Origin of the sequence: Rhizobium laguerreae (assembly GCF_002008165.1) — a bacterium.
Classification (GTDB): Bacteria; Pseudomonadota; Alphaproteobacteria; order Rhizobiales; family Rhizobiaceae; genus Rhizobium; species Rhizobium laguerreae.
In genome coordinates this window covers 41,733-55,961 of sequence record NZ_MRDM01000011.1, presented here as the reverse complement: position 1 = coordinate 55,961, position 14,229 = coordinate 41,733, and the positions used below count along the sequence as shown (strand labels likewise).

The window sequence follows — 14,229 nt, the reverse complement described above, 5'->3', positions numbered from 1 at the left end:
CACGATCAACTTCCGATGCCGTCGGTGCGTGTTGGGTCCGAGCGTAGCGTATCGATTTCGTAGATCGTCCGCATGACGGTCAGCCGCGCGGTGAAGGTGGTCAGGAGCGCGATGACGATCATCGTTGCGAAGATGCCGGCATAACCGAGCACGCCGACGGAGAAGGTACCGAAGAGCGCGGTCGCCTGGTCCGTTTCCGGAGTGGCGAGGGTGCGGCTTTGCCAGAAACCGGCGGTGGCGAAGAAGAGAGCGGCAAGCGCGCTGCCGATCGCCGAGCCCTTGAGGCTGATCTTCAGGAAATGCTTCTGGAATTCGGTGGCGACGAAAGAGCTTTCGGCGCCGACGAAATGCAGCACTTCGACGACGTGACGGTTGCCCGACAACGCGCCGCGCGTGGCGAAGACGACGGTGAGCACCATCGCCGTGAAAACCAGGAGCAGGATGCCGGTGCCGATCATGACAGTCGTGTGCGCCATGGATACCAGCCGGTCGACCCAGGTGCGGTGATCGTCGAGGGTGGCCTGCGGGATACTGTCCTTCAGCAGCGCCCGCATCGAACCGAAATCCGGTGGGTTGCTCTCGTCGATGGTGATGATGACGAGACGGGGAACGGGCAGATCCTTGAGGTCGAGACCGGGGCCGAGCCAGGGTTCGAGCAGGCGAGCGGTCGCCGCCTCGTCGACGATCTGGCCGCTCTTGGTGCCGACGAAGGTCAGCGCCAGATCGCGCGCCTGGGTCAGCGCCTTTTCCATGTCGAGATTGTCGTCCGGCTTGATCTGAATGGTGATCTCGCGCGAGATCTGGCTCTCCCAACTGGCCGCCGTCGAGCGCACCATGCTGACGCCGCCGAGCGTCAGGCAGGCGAGAAAGGCCATGATCGATATCACCACCATCAAGGCGCTGCCCTGGATGTTGGAAGGCGGCAGAATCGGCGCGGTCGGACGCACGCGCAATTCCGGCCGCTTCTGCTGGGTCTTGGCAGACGCCTTCTCGGGGTTTCTGAACGGGGGCTCAGTCATAGATATCGAGATGCCCCTCTGAGAGGATCATGCGGCGGGCTTCCACCTGCTCCATCAGCGCCAGGTCATGCGTGGCGATCACGACTGCCGTGCCGAGGCGGTTCAGCTCGAGGAAAAGATTGAGCAGGCGCTTGGCCATCGGCGGGTCGACATTGCCGGTAGGCTCGTCGGCCAGCAGCACTTCCGGTCGGTCCATTAGCGCCCGGGCGATTGCGGCGCGCTGCTTCTCGCCGCCGGAGAGTACGGGCGGCAGCACGTTGATGCGTTCGCCGAGGCCGACCCATTTCAAAAGTTCCAGGACGTCGGTCTTGTAAGAGCTCTCATCCTTGCCACGCACCCGTAAGGGCAAAGCGACATTCTCATAGGTGGTGAGATGGTCGAGGAGACGGAAATCCTGGAAGACGATGCCGACGCGACGGCGCAGAAGCGGCAGTTCGGGGCGGGGGATTTCGGAAATGTCACGCCCGAACATGCGGATCAGCCCGCGCGTCGGTTGCAGCGACATGAAAAGCATCCGCAGCAGCGACGTCTTGCCGGCGCCCGATGGACCCGTCAGGAACTGAAAGGATTTCTTCGGAATGTCGAAGGTCAGGTCCCGGAGGATTTCCGGGCCCATGCCATAACGCAAACCGACATTCTCGAAGTGGATCAACGGGCAGCTCAGTCTGTTGTGGGTTTCACCGCACGACTTGTTAACCAACACCGTTAACAGCCGGTAAATTTTGCTGGAAAGACGCCCGTTTGATGGCGATCTTTGCGAAGCATTAACCATTAAAATTTACGACTGAGCAGGATTCGTTTCAATGCCAAGATTTCCCCTGGCAGCGAAACCATGTGGACATCTGCGAGGCAGCCATCATGGAAGCATCCTCCTTCAGCCGGACGCCGGGCCAGGCCTATGATTTCCTGCCGCCGGAACCCACCAACCGTCGGTACCGCTCGGCGCGTCCTGCCGATATCTCCGACGCCGAATTCGTCACCCTCGGCAAAGTTCGGCCCAGGGAATTCAATGCAAGGACCTATAACGACAACCGCAAGCGTATGGCTGCCGCAAACGCCGCGCCGCCGCCGTTCATGCCGGCAATGGCTGCTTGCGTTCTGCAGACCGTGGAATCCTGGCTGCAGCGCGCGTCGATGCGGAGCTTCGCAGCGCTGGTGCTGGCGCTCGTCGTGCTCGTCTTCGGGCTTGCGGGTGGTTTTTCCGGCCTTTCCGGCGAGCGAGCCACTTCCGGAGCATCGCTGCATTTTACCCATGTCACGGTGACGCCGCGTGATGCGAACGGCATGCGCGTGCTCGTCATCAACGGCATCATCGAAAACGACAGCGGGACGACGCAGACGGTGCATCCGATCCGTGCCGATCTCGTGACCGACGAGCGGCTGACCGCAAGCATCGTCATCAACCCGCCGGCCGATGTGATCTATGGCGGCCAAAGCCGGGGCTTCTCGGCTCGCGTTCAGCATGCCGGCGGAAAAATGCCGGAGGTCCGGCTGTCCTTCCTGCCGCAGACGTAACAGGACATGGATTGCCGATTTTCGCGTCGCAGGTTGCGCCAATCGCGTTAATTTCATAGCCGGCGAGGCTGTTTCAGGCTCGCATATGTGCTAACGGCTTACCCTTCTTTTCATGGAGCAAGCCCTTATGCCTGTCGTGCGCGGAAAAAACATCGAGCCGCTCTTCACCGCCGAGCAGATCGCCGAGCGCAATCATTCGATGGCGCGGGAGATCGCCAGCGGCCCGACCAAGGACCTGCTCGTCATTGCCGTGCTCAAGGGCTCCTTTATCTTCGCCGCCGACCTGATCCGCGCCCTGCATGATAGCGGGCTTGCCCCGGAGGTCGAGTTCATCACGCTGTCGAGTTACGGCATCGGCACGGTTTCGCAAGGCGTGCGCATCGTCAAGGATATCGACAGTGACGTGCATGGCCGCGACGTCCTGCTGATCGACGATATCCTCGAATCCGGCCGGACGCTGCTCTTTGCCAAGGAGTTGCTCTTCGAACGTGGCGCGCGCAACGTCACGATCGCCGTGCTGCTCGACAAGCGCGTCAAGCGCAAGGAAAAGCTGGAGGCTGATTATGTCGGCTTCGAATGCCCTGACTATTTTGTCGTCGGCTACGGCATGGATGTCGCCTATGCCTTTCGCGAACTGCCCTTCGTCGGCGTGGTGACCGGGGACGCCTGAACTACTGCATAATTCCTTAAATCGGAATCGATTTAAGGATAAAATTATGCAGCAATTAAAAGTGTACAGCGTCCTTTGCGCGTCTTAAAGACGCGCGGCGCTGTAATGCCTTCGAGACGGGTTGTTAACCATCTCGTCCATCGCTTCCTCATCTTTACCGATCGAAAAGGAAAGTCTGGTGATTTCCGTCACGGGGCTGATACGGAGCGATGCACATATGGCAAGAATTCTGATTACGGAAGACGAGGACTCCCTGCGGTCCTTCGTAGCCCGGGCCCTGCGGCTTGACGGCCACGAGACCGACGAGGCTGCCGACGGGGCTGAAGGCCTGGAGAAGCTCAAGGACGGGGTCTACGATCTGCTGCTTTCAGATATCCGCATGCCCGTGATGGACGGCATTGAACTCGCCCATCAGGCAAAAGACGCCTTCCCGGGTCTGAAGATCCTGCTAATGACCGGTTATGCCGAACAGCGCGAACGGGCCGACGATCTTGCCGAAAAGATCATCGACGTCGTCGCCAAGCCATTCGCGCTTCCCGATATCCGCAAGGCAGTCGCCCGGGCGCTCGTCTCTTAAGCATGACGCCGACAGTGTGAGCGGTTTTCGGACGGCATCCGGCTCACCCTCCTTGATTTGGAACGGGATTCAGATTTTGGTCGGATCGGCCTAAAACCATCCCGTTCGCGCCTGCTATTGTGCGGCGGCGGAAGGATTATTGGATGTCCAGCAGCCGCTCGAGATAGCGCCGTTCCATTTCCTGTGGCGGATTGTTGCCGAGTTTCTCGCGGATCGCGTCGAGGATTTCTCGCGCCCGTTGAACGTCGATTTCGTCAGGCACCTTCACGTTATCGCCGAAATCAGGTCCCTGGGTCCGGCGTGGTCGGCCGAGCGGGTCGCGACCGTTCTGGTCGCCCTGGCCCACCTGGCCGTTCGGGCCTTGACCCTGCTGACCCTGCTGCGCCTGCATCATCTGGTTCATCATGTCGCGCGCGCCCTGGCGAAGCGCTTCGAGCGCGCGGCCCTGGCCCTCGACGGCCGGTTGACCGCGGCCCTGGCCGAGTTCACGGCCGGCACCTTCCATTTCGCGTTGCGCTTGGCCGAAGCCCGGGCCGGGCTTCATGCCCATCTCGCCAAGGCTCTTCTGCAATTCGCCGAGCTGCTTGCCGAGCGCATCCTGCTGGGCGCGCAGCTGTTTCAGCGCCTCGCGCAGCTGCTCGGCCGTCATCTGGTCGGAGGGCTGCTGGCCTTCCTTGCCTTGCTGGCCCTGCTGGTCCTGCGGCTCGCCGTTTTCTCCAGGGTTCATCTCGTCGAGCAGCGGATCGTTTTCGCCCATGTCAGTCTCGCCGCGCTGCATGCGGTCCCGGAGTTGCTGGTCGAGCCGGAAGGTCTGTTCCATCAGCTTCTGCTGGTCGCGCAGGATTTCGCCGAGCTTGTCGATCTGCTTGCGGGCTTCGCTGTTTTCCTGACCCTGCTGGCCGCGCTGCGGCCGGCCCGCCTGCAGGTTGTTCATCATCCGCTGCAATTCCGACAGCATCTGCTGGGCCGCGTCACGATTGCCGGAGCGGGCAAGATTCTCGATCTGGTCCATCATCCGTTCCAGATCCTGCTGGCGCAGGGTGTTCTGTGCGTTCTGGTTCGGCTGCATCGGCGCGTTCTGCATGCGCTCTGCAAGTTCGGTCATATAATCCTGCATCGCCTTGCGCAGCTCATCCATCAGCTTCTTAATCTCCGCGTCGGGAGCGTTGCGGTCCAGCGCGTCGGCAAGCTTCTGCTGGGCCTCGCGCAGCTTGCGCTCGGCCAGCGATAGATCGCCGTCCTCCATGCCGAGGGCGATCTCCCACAGATATTGGGCGGTATCCTTCAGCGCATCCTCGCTCTTTGCGAGCTTCATGCGCGCCAGGGCGGATTCGAGCAGCAGATAGTTGGTGAGCTTGGGGATGGTCTCTTCAGGGCGGATGGTCAGCGCCTCGTTCAGCGCGATCGCCTGCGGCATCTTGCGCGTATCGAGCGCGAAGACCTGCCGTTCCTCGGCGACTGCTGCGGCAAGCGGCTCGTTGAAGGGCCGCGACGGCAGCGTCATTTCATGCGGCGGGCTGCGGCCGGTCTGGCCGGCGGCATCCTTGGCGACGAGCGTGATGCGCACGCGCTTGCCGGCAAGCGGATGTTCGGTCAGGTTCCGGCTGGTCACGCCCTTGGCGTCGCGGGCGTTGCGGCGGGGGACATCCAGCCGGTACTCCGGCAGCGGATAGAGCGGCGTTGCCGTCGGGTCTGTTTCGACGGGAACGATCTCCGCATGCGCCTCCTGGACGCCGTAATCGTCCTTAACGGTGAAACCGATTTCAAGCGCGCCGTTGACGCTGGGCTTCGGCAGGCCGTCGAAGGCAATCTCCGGCGCCTTATCGGGGAGAACGTCGAAGCTCCAGCGGCGGCCGTTGACCTCGAGTGCACCGTTCTCCTGGAGCTTCATCATATGCGTCTGCGCGACGAGAGCCTGACTGGCCGGTGCCGCCGTCTGTTGCTCGCTGCCTGATGCCGCCGTTTGTTGCGGTTTGGTATCGGCCTGCACGGCAATATCCTGCGCCTCGCCGTTCGCCTTGCGGAACACGACTTTTTCCGCCGTCTTTCCGCCGCTGACCCGCACAGTGAGGCCTGAAAACTGCGGAATGCCGATCGGCGCCTGCTCGCTGCCATCGGCCGTCAGATAAATTGGCGCGCGGCCGGTATAAGAAGGCGGTGTCACCCAGGCATCGATGCGTACTGCCGGATTGCTGACCACCTGCTCGGGTGCTGCCTGCAACGCGTCGCGGATCGAGCCGCCGTTGATCGACAGCGAATAACCGAAGGCAGTGACAAGCAGCAGCGCCGGGACGGCGCGCAGCGCGAAACGGTCATGCGCGGCGATATCAGGCCGCGGCAGTCCGGCATCGAGCGCTGCGATCTTTTCGGCCATGCGCGTCTGGTGCTCGCGCCAGAGCGCCCGGCCGAAGGGGGTATCGAAGGCCGGCTCGTCTTCCTGGACGGTGACCGGCTGGTGCGGCAGGCCGTTGCGCTCTTCCAGCATGCGGTCGGCTTCTGCGACCCTCGGCCAGCGCAGGGTGCGGAAGGGGAGGAGCGAAACCAGAAAAGCGGCGGCAAAGGCAATCAGCAGCAGGATGCGCAGCCAGTCCGGCACGCTGCGGAAGAGGCCGAACCAGGAAGCGCAGAGATAAAAGGCGATGACGGACAGTACCGGCATCAAAGGCGGCAGCAGCTGCTCGAAAAAGAGCACGATGCGCGCCAGCAGGCGTTTCGTCGTCACCAGCCGGGCAAGCGACGGACGGAACGCAAATGCACCTTTCTTCTGCCGAGAGGGGCTTTTCATCGGTCCGGTCTCCGCGATCTGGCGTTCTGGAACAGAGGGCGCTTCCGGCGATTGCAGGGCAATACGCTCATGAACGAAAGGATAACACTCTTTGTGGCGAAGGCGAGGGCGAGCGGCCGGTATTACCGGCTTTTCACGTTAATTCGCCAAAAAGTGATGGCTTGTTCAGTCGAGCCAGGCCGGAACGGAGTCAAGGCTGATCAGTTCGGCATAGGTTCTGCGCGGGCGAATCGTATGGAAATCGCTGCCCCTGACCAGAACTTCGGGCACCAACAAGCGGCTGTTGTAAGTGCCTGCCTGGACCGCGCCGTAGGCGCCCGCAGTGCTGACCGCCATCAGGTCGCCGGGCTTCGGCATCGCCATCTCGCGGTCAAGTGCCAGATAATCGCCGGTCTCGCAGACGGGGCCGACGACATCGGCGCGGATGCGAGGCGCGTTGGCCGCCGAAATCGTTACCGGGCGGATTTCGTGATAGGCCTCGTAAAGCGTCGGGCGGATGAGATCGTTCATCGCGCCGTCGACGATGACGAAGGTCTTTTCGCCGCCATCCTTCACATAGAGGACTTCGGTCACGAGGATGCCGGCATTGCCGACGATCAGGCGACCGGGTTCGGTGATGATCTTGCAGTCCAGGCCGCGCAGCTGGTTCTTGACGATTGCCGCATAGGCATCCGGCAGTGGCGGCGGATTGTTGTCGTCCTTGTAGGGGATGCCGAGGCCGCCGCCGATATCGACGTGATGGATAGTGTGGCCATCGGCGCGGAGCGTCGCGACAAGGTCGTGCAGCAGTTTGAAGGCGTCGTCGAAAGGCTGCAGCTCGGTGATCTGGCTGCCGATATGCATGTCGATGCCGGTGACCTCGATGCCGGGCAGCTTGGCGGCATGGGCATAGATGGCGCGGGCGCGCTCCCAGGAGATGCCGAACTTGTTTTCCTTCTTGCCGGTAGAGATCTTGGAATGCGTCTTCGCATCGACATCCGGGTTGATACGGAAGGAGACCGGCGCTTTCTTGCTCACGCTGACGGCGCGCTGGTTGAGGATCTCGAGCTCGGGCTCGGATTCGACGTTGAAGCAGTAGATGCCGGCTTCAAGGGCGAAATCCATCTCGGACGGCGTCTTGCCGACACCTGAGAACATGATGCGGTCTGGCGGAATGCCGGCGGCAAGCGCGCGGCGCAGCTCGCCCTCCGAGACGACGTCGATACCGGCGCCGAGGCGGCCCAGTGTCTTCAGCACCGCCTGGTTCGAATTCGCCTTCATCGCATAGCAGACCATGGAGTCCATGTCGGCGAAAGCTTCCGAAAAGACGCGGTAGTGGCGCTCCAGCGTTGCGGTGGAATAGACGTAGAACGGCGTGCCGACTGCCTTGGCGATCTCGGGAACGGGGACGTTCTCCGCATGAAGGACGCCGTCACGGTATTCGAAATGATTCACGGGTTTATGCCTTAAAGAAGGGGATCGAGAAGGAAGGGCTTGTCGACGGTTCCCGGCTGTTTCGTCGGCTTGGAAACGTCGCCTCCCTTGCTTGCCGCAGCGCTCGGCGGATCGAGGTCGCCCTTGCGCCCGCATCCGGCAGCGGCAAGGCCGATGACGGCGAAAACCGCCGTCAGGCGGACGAGGTGCGGCAAGCTCTTCATGGATATCCTCTTCTGCGGCATTTGATGGCATCATTCATATCGAACGATGGACATCTTCATAGCGAAGTTTATCCGCCTTGTGCACCCTGATTGTTGGCGGTCTTTGCGCACCCCGCAGAAGGGCGCGGCGGCTTTTCGCCACGCCTGGTATCTCTTAGTTGCGGGCGCGCCAGAAGGCGATCTGCCTGCGCACTTCGGACGGTGCCGTGCCGCCGAAGCTCTTGCGGCTGGCGACCGAGGCCTCGACGGTCAGCACGTCGTAGACCTTGTCGGTGATGTCGGCATGGATCGACTGCAGATCGGCGAGTGGTAGCTCGGCAAGGTCGCATCCCTTGCTTTCGGCAAGTGCTACGGCCCGGCCGGTGACGTGATGGGCGTCGCGGAAGGGGAGGCCCGCTTCGCGCACCAGCCAGTCGGCAAGATCGGTCGCCGTCGAATAGCCGGAGCCGGCCGCCGCCTTCATGCGCGCGGTGTTGACGGTCATGTCGCGCACCATGCCGGTCATGGCGGCAATTGCCAGTTCCAGGCTCTCGGCGGCGTCGAAGACCTGTTCCTTGTCTTCCTGCATGTCCTTGGAATAGGCGAGCGGCAGGCCCTTCATGATCGTCAGCAGCGCCACCAGCGAGCCGTTGATCCGGCCGGTCTTGGCGCGCACCAGTTCGGCGGCATCCGGGTTCTTCTTCTGCGGCATGATCGACGAGCCGGTCGAGAAGGCGTCGGAGAGGCGCACGAAACCGAATTGCGGGGTCGACCAGATGACGATCTCTTCTGCCAGACGCGACAGGTGCATGCCCGCAATCGCTGCGATCGACAGGAATTCGATGGCGAAATCGCGGTCGGAAACCGTATCGATGGAGTTGCGGGTCGGCTCGCGGAAACCGAGCGCCTTGGCCGTCATGTGGCGGTCGATCGGATAGCCGGTGCCGGCAAGTGCGGCGGCACCGATCGGGCTTTCATCCAGATGCTCGATGGCGTGGCGCGCGCGCGCGCGATCGCGGCCGAACATTTCGACATAGGCCATGCAGTGATGGCCGAAGGTAACGGGCTGGGCGGTCTGCAGATGGGTGAAGCCCGGCATGACGCTTTCGGCATGCTCTTCGGCGCGATCGAGGAAGGCCGCGATCAGGCCGGTCAGCATCCGCTCGGTCTTCTCAAGCTCTTCCTTTACCCAGAGACGGAAATCGAGCGCCACCTGATCGTTGCGCGAGCGGGCGGTGTGCAGGCGGCCGGCCGTCGGGCCGATCAGCGTCGCCAGGCGTGCTTCGATATTCATATGGATGTCTTCGAGCTGACGCGAGAATTCGAAATTGCCGCTTTCGATTTCTGACAGGATCGTGTTTAGCCCGTGAACGATCTTGTCCTTATCGTCAGTGGAAATGATCTCCTGATGGGCGAGCATCGTCGCATGGGCAATCGAACCGCGGATATCCTGCGCGAATAGCTTCTTGTCGAAACCGATCGAGGCATTTATCTCCTCCATGATCGCGTCCGGGCCGGAGGCGAAGCGACCGCCCCACATCTGGTTGGAGGATTTGGTGTCCGTGGTGTCGTCGGCCATGAAGGTGTCCGCCTTGAGGATGCATGTCCAGGAGAATGAAATGACGACAAGAAAACCCCTCGGGCTGCCATCCCTGAGATGGATCGCGATGGCCGCCGTTGCGGGTGTCGTTGCCGGTGCGGCAGCGGTATACGTGAAGGAGGCGGGGATTGGCAATGGCGGCGGTGAAACGGCATCGGCCGAATGCAAGCTCGCCAAAGACCGCATTGCCGGCATTACGCCGCTGATGAAGGGCCAGGTGGCCGCCATGGTCGCCGCCACTGAACCGCGCAGGTTGACCGCTGTTTCTTTCAACGGGCCGGACGGCAGGCCGCTGACGCTCGACCATTTCGCCGGCAAGACCGTGCTTCTCAATCTTTGGGCGACATGGTGCGTTCCCTGCCGCGAGGAGATGCCGGCGCTGAATGCGCTCGAGAAGGAGATGGGCAGCGACAAGTTCCAGGTGGTGCCGGTCAATATCGATAGTGGCGACGACGAGAAGCCAAAGACCTTCCTCACGGAGATCGGCGTCGATGCGCTGCAGCTCTATCGCGACAATACGATTTCGGTGTTCAACAGCCTGAAGAAAGAGGGCCTCGCCATGGGACTACCGGTGACGCTGTTGATCGACGACAAGGGATGCCTGATTTCGGCGATGAACGGGCCGGCTGCCTGGGACAGCGAGGATGCCAAAGCACTGATCAAGGGCGCGATCGGATCGTAGACCCGCGAGCGTTTACCGCGTCGGGACAGGCACTTCACCGCGATAGTCATAGAAGCCGCGGCCGGACTTGCGTCCGAGCCAGCCGGCTTCGACATATTTCACCAGCAGCGGGCAGGGACGATATTTGGAGTCCGCCAGGCCGTCATGCAGCACCTGCATGATCGAGAGGCAGGTGTCGAGGCCGATGAAATCGGCAAGCTGCAGCGGTCCCATCGGATGGTTGGCGCCGAGCTTCATCGCCGTATCGATGGCGTCGACCGTGCCGACGCCTTCATAGAGCGTGTAGATCGCTTCGTTGATCATCGGCAGCAGGATGCGGTTGACGATGAAGGCCGGGAAATCCTCGGCGACGGTGATTGTCTTTTCCAGCGTGCCGACGAATTCCTTGGCGGCGGAAAAGGTCTTCTCGTCGGTGGCGATGCCGCGCACCAGTTCGACCAGCTTCATGACAGGCACCGGGTTCATGAAATGTATGCCCATGAAGCGCTCGGGGCGGTCGGTGGCGGCAGCAAGCCGGGTGATGGACAGGGAAGAGGTGTTGGTGGCAAGCAGTGCTTCCGGCTTCAGGACCGGACAGACCTGGGTGTAGATCTTGCGCTTGACCGTTTCATCCTCGGTGGCGGCCTCGATGACGAGATCGGAGGGGGCGAGATCGTTGACATCGGACGAGCCTGTGATGAGCGACAAGGTCGACTTTCGTTCCTCTTCGGTCATCTTGCCGTTCGTCACCAGGCGGGCCAGGTTGCCGTTGATGGTGGCAAGGCCGGATTCAATGCGGTCCTGCGAGAGATCGTAAATGTGAACCCTGTAACCTGCGGCGGCCGAAACATGCGCGATGCCGCAGCCCATCTGGCCGGCACCAATAATACCAATATTCTTCAACACCGCATTCATCTCCAAACCCCCCGCACGGCATTCGCCCCCGCGCCGCCGCATTTTTCTAGCAATACTGCCGGACGAAGGATCGCCCGGCAGCAGTAGTAGCCCGATAAAAGATAATTTTCCAGTCATTCGCACGTGCGAAAGAAAAGCATTTGACGCGGTCAGAGCGCCTTTTGCAATTCCGGCAAGGCGTCGAAGAGATCGGCGACCAATCCATAGTCGGCGACCTGGAAGATCGGCGCCTCCTCGTCCTTGTTGATGGCGACGATGACCTTCGAATCCTTCATGCCGGCCAGATGCTGAATGGCGCCTGAAATGCCGCAGGCAATGTAAAGCTGCGGCGCCACCACCTTGCCGGTCTGGCCGACCTGCCAGTCGTTCGGCGCGTAACCGGCGTCGACGGCGGCTCTGGAAGCGCCAACGGCGGCCCCGAGCTTATCGGCAAGCGGCAGGATGACCTCCCTGAATTTTTCCGCCGAGCCGAGTGCCCGGCCGCCGGAGATGATGATCTTGGCAGAGGTCAGCTCCGGCCGGTCGGAGGCCGACAGCGCATCGCCGACGAAGGTCGAAAGCCCCGGATCGGAAACCGCCGGGATCGCCTCGACGGTGGCTGAGCCGCCTTCCGGTGCAGAGGCGAAGGATGCGGTGCGCACGGTGATGACCTTCTTGGCATCGCTCGCCTGTACCGTCTGAATGGCGTTGCCGGCATAGATCGGCCGCTTGAAGGTGTTTGAGGAAATTACCTCGATGATCTCGGAGACTTGAGCGACATCGAGCAGGGCAGCGACGCGCGGCAGCACGTTCTTGCCGACCGAGGTGGCGGCAGACAGGATCGTGTCGTAGCTGCCGGCCAGCGAGACGATCAGGTCGGCGAGCGGTTCGGCCAGATTGTTGGCGAGTTCGTCGCTTTCGGCCAGCAGCACCTTGGAGACGCCGGCAAGTTTTGCCGCCTGTTCGGCAGCGGGCTTGGCAGCCTTGCCGGCAACGAGCACATGAATATCGCTTGCCTGTTCCTTGGCGATCTTTGCGGCTGCCGTCAGCGCCTTGGCGGTCTGGTCGGACAGGCTGGCATTGTCGTGGTCAGCCAGAAGAAGAATGGTCATGATGATGGCTCCTGTTCCAAGCTGATTACAGCACGCCGGCTTCGTTTTTGAGCTTGTCGATCAGTTCGGCGACCGACTTGACCTTGACGCCGGCCTTGCGGCCCGACGGCTCCTCGGTCTTCAACACCTTGAGGCGCGGCGTTGTGTCGACACCGAAATCGCTCGGCGTCTTCTTGTCGAGCGGCTTCTTCTTCGCCTTCATGATATTCGGCAACGAGGCATAGCGCGGTTCGTTCAAGCGCAGATCGGTGGTGACAACAGCAGGCAGCTTGATCTCGATCGTCTGCAGGCCGCCATCGACTTCGCGGGTGACGGTCGCTTTGACATCGCCGATCTCGATCTTCGAGGCGAAGGTCGCCTGGGCAACTCCCATCAACGCCGCCAGCATCTGGCCGGTCTGGTTGCTATCGTCGTCGATCGCCTGCTTGCCAACGATGATCAGCCCCGGCTGTTCGGCGTCGGCGACAGCCTTCAAGATCTTCGCCACAGTGAGCGGCTCGATTTGATCGTCGGTCTCGACCAGGATCGCCCGATCGGCGCCCATCGCAAGGGCGGTCCTCAGCGTCTCTTCGGCCTTGGCCGGGCCGATCGAGACGACCACCACTTCCTCGCACTTGCCGGCTTCCTTCAGCCGCAGCGCCTCTTCCACCGAGATCTCGTCGAACGGGTTCATCGACATCTTCACATTGGCAAGCTCGACACCCGTGCCGTCCGGCTTCACCCGGATCTTCACGTTGTAGTCGACAACCCGTTTGACTGGCACGAGTATCTTCATGGGGTCCTTCCTTCAGGAGAAACTGGCTTCAGAGACTTTTTTAGAAAATGCGCGCTCGAGCGCCGCTCCGATTGTCGAATGGCGACATGGATACGCGCTTTTCCTCCAAATTCAACGCTTCCATGACGCCGCCGGCGATTTGCCTCGGCAATATATGGACGTTTACGTTCACGTCAATATCGTTGCTTAGCGTCGGCCCCAGGGAAAGCGCTGCGCGGTTCGCCCGTCCGTGCCGGCCGCGATGGCCTGGCCAGCGCCCGGGTCGTTTCTGACGGCGCGGGGCGTGACGATCTGCCGGTCGAAGAGCGGCACACCAGGCCGGCGCAACGCCAGGATCAGCAAAGCCCCGGCAAGGATGCCGCCGACATGCGCACCCCAGGAAACGTCGCCGTCAGGTGCGATCGCCAGCATGAAGAACTGCTGCCCGATCCACAAAAGCAGCGGCACGAAGGCTGGCAGGGGCAGCGGCACGCGGAAAAACACCAGCACCCATACCCGCACGCGCGGATGCAGCATGACATAGGCGGCAACGACGCCGGAGACCGCCCCCGATGCGCCGACCAGCGGCGCTTCCGAGGTCATCATCAGCAGGCCGTGGCAGAGCGCGCCGGCGGCCGCGCAAACGAAATAGAAGATCAGGAAGCGCAGATGCCCCATCGCATCCTCGACATTATCGCCGAAGACCCAGAGGAAGATCATGTTGCCGGCCAGATGCCAAAAGCCGGTATGGACGAAGGCATAGGTGAGGTAGGTCAGCGGCTCCGGCACGATTTCGAGTCCCTGCGCCAGCACCGCGTGGCCGAAGGCGACTGCCGGGATGTAGCCGAGCCCGACGGTCGTCGCCTGGGCCGCATGCTCGCTCTCCAGGCTGGTCAATAGCCAGACCGCGAAGTCCAGCGCCATCAGTGCGAGCGTTACCCACTGAACCTTGATATGTTTCAGCGTATTGGCATCGTGAAGAGGTATGAACATAAAGGCCCCTCGGCGATCGTGATCGCGACAAGC

General features: G+C 61.9%; 14 protein-coding genes. 4 read left to right on the top strand and 10 right to left on the bottom strand.

The window, feature by feature from the left end; translation table 11 throughout:
* Nucleotides 1–5: 5 nt before the first annotated feature.
* Together BS630_RS12800 and ftsE are read right to left on the bottom strand one after the other, a co-directional pair.
* Complete coding sequence (locus BS630_RS12800; protein ID WP_025396206.1) at nucleotides 6–1,019, bottom strand: cell division protein FtsX; 1,014 nt, start codon at nucleotides 1,017–1,019, stop codon at nucleotides 6–8.
* On the bottom strand, nucleotides 1,012–1,671 hold the full coding sequence (ftsE, locus tag BS630_RS12795; protein ID WP_003543317.1) for a cell division ATP-binding protein FtsE: 660 nt from the start codon (nucleotides 1,669–1,671) through the stop codon (nucleotides 1,012–1,014). The genes BS630_RS12800 and ftsE overlap by 8 nt, the downstream gene beginning before the upstream one ends.
* A gap of 206 nt (nucleotides 1,672–1,877) precedes the next feature.
* Between ftsE and BS630_RS12790 the strand changes: the two genes are divergently transcribed.
* The 3 genes from BS630_RS12790 (at nucleotide 1,878) to BS630_RS12780 (ending at nucleotide 3,781) form a co-directional block, all read left to right on the top strand.
* Nucleotides 1,878–2,534, top strand: a complete 657-nt coding sequence (locus tag BS630_RS12790) for a hypothetical protein (protein WP_077978067.1) — start codon at nucleotides 1,878–1,880, stop codon at nucleotides 2,532–2,534.
* A gap of 127 nt (nucleotides 2,535–2,661) precedes the next feature.
* The gene (gene hpt / locus BS630_RS12785) at nucleotides 2,662–3,204 is read left to right on the top strand and encodes a hypoxanthine phosphoribosyltransferase (protein ID WP_003543314.1); all 543 of its coding nucleotides are present in this window, start codon (nucleotides 2,662–2,664) and stop codon (nucleotides 3,202–3,204) included.
* A gap of 217 nt (nucleotides 3,205–3,421) precedes the next feature.
* Nucleotides 3,422–3,781, top strand: coding sequence for a response regulator (locus tag BS630_RS12780; RefSeq protein ID WP_020665298.1), 360 nt, complete (start codon nucleotides 3,422–3,424; stop codon nucleotides 3,779–3,781).
* Between the two features lie 136 nt (nucleotides 3,782–3,917).
* Here BS630_RS12780 and BS630_RS12775 read toward each other — a convergent pair whose 3' ends face one another.
* From BS630_RS12775 to argH, 4 genes are all read right to left on the bottom strand, one after another.
* On the bottom strand, nucleotides 3,918–6,566 hold the full coding sequence (locus tag BS630_RS12775; RefSeq protein ID WP_077977765.1) for a TIGR02302 family protein: 2,649 nt from the start codon (nucleotides 6,564–6,566) through the stop codon (nucleotides 3,918–3,920).
* A gap of 165 nt (nucleotides 6,567–6,731) precedes the next feature.
* The gene (gene lysA / locus BS630_RS12770) at nucleotides 6,732–8,000 is read right to left on the bottom strand and encodes a diaminopimelate decarboxylase (RefSeq protein WP_077977764.1); all 1,269 of its coding nucleotides are present in this window, start codon (nucleotides 7,998–8,000) and stop codon (nucleotides 6,732–6,734) included.
* 11 nt (nucleotides 8,001–8,011) lie between these two features.
* Nucleotides 8,012–8,224, bottom strand: a complete 213-nt coding sequence (lptM, locus tag BS630_RS12765) for an LPS translocon maturation chaperone LptM (protein WP_077977763.1) — start codon at nucleotides 8,222–8,224, stop codon at nucleotides 8,012–8,014.
* A gap of 133 nt (nucleotides 8,225–8,357) precedes the next feature.
* A complete protein-coding gene (gene argH / locus BS630_RS12760) occupies nucleotides 8,358–9,761 on the bottom strand; it encodes an argininosuccinate lyase (protein WP_077977762.1) in 1,404 nt (467 codons plus the stop codon).
* A gap of 40 nt (nucleotides 9,762–9,801) precedes the next feature.
* On the opposite strand from argH, the gene tlpA reads away from it, so the two are divergent.
* Nucleotides 9,802–10,464: a thiol:disulfide interchange protein TlpA gene (gene tlpA, locus BS630_RS12755; RefSeq protein ID WP_077978066.1), complete on the top strand. Its 663-nt coding sequence runs from the start codon at nucleotides 9,802–9,804 to the stop codon at nucleotides 10,462–10,464.
* Nucleotides 10,465–10,476: 12 nt separating this feature from the next.
* Here tlpA and BS630_RS12750 read toward each other — a convergent pair whose 3' ends face one another.
* The 4 genes from BS630_RS12750 to BS630_RS12735 form a co-directional block, all read right to left on the bottom strand.
* Nucleotides 10,477–11,358, bottom strand: coding sequence for a 3-hydroxybutyryl-CoA dehydrogenase (locus tag BS630_RS12750; protein ID WP_003543296.1), 882 nt, complete (start codon nucleotides 11,356–11,358; stop codon nucleotides 10,477–10,479).
* Nucleotides 11,359–11,507: 149 nt separating this feature from the next.
* Nucleotides 11,508–12,449 (bottom strand): electron transfer flavoprotein subunit alpha/FixB family protein, encoded by a 942-nt coding sequence (locus tag BS630_RS12745; RefSeq protein ID WP_077977761.1) that lies wholly within the window; start codon nucleotides 12,447–12,449, stop codon nucleotides 11,508–11,510.
* 25 nt (nucleotides 12,450–12,474) lie between these two features.
* Nucleotides 12,475–13,224, bottom strand: coding sequence for an electron transfer flavoprotein subunit beta/FixA family protein (locus BS630_RS12740; RefSeq protein ID WP_077977760.1), 750 nt, complete (start codon nucleotides 13,222–13,224; stop codon nucleotides 12,475–12,477).
* Between the two features lie 186 nt (nucleotides 13,225–13,410).
* On the bottom strand, nucleotides 13,411–14,196 hold the full coding sequence (locus BS630_RS12735) for a rhomboid family intramembrane serine protease (protein WP_077977759.1): 786 nt from the start codon (nucleotides 14,194–14,196) through the stop codon (nucleotides 13,411–13,413).
* Between the last annotated feature and the right edge of the window lie 33 nt (nucleotides 14,197–14,229).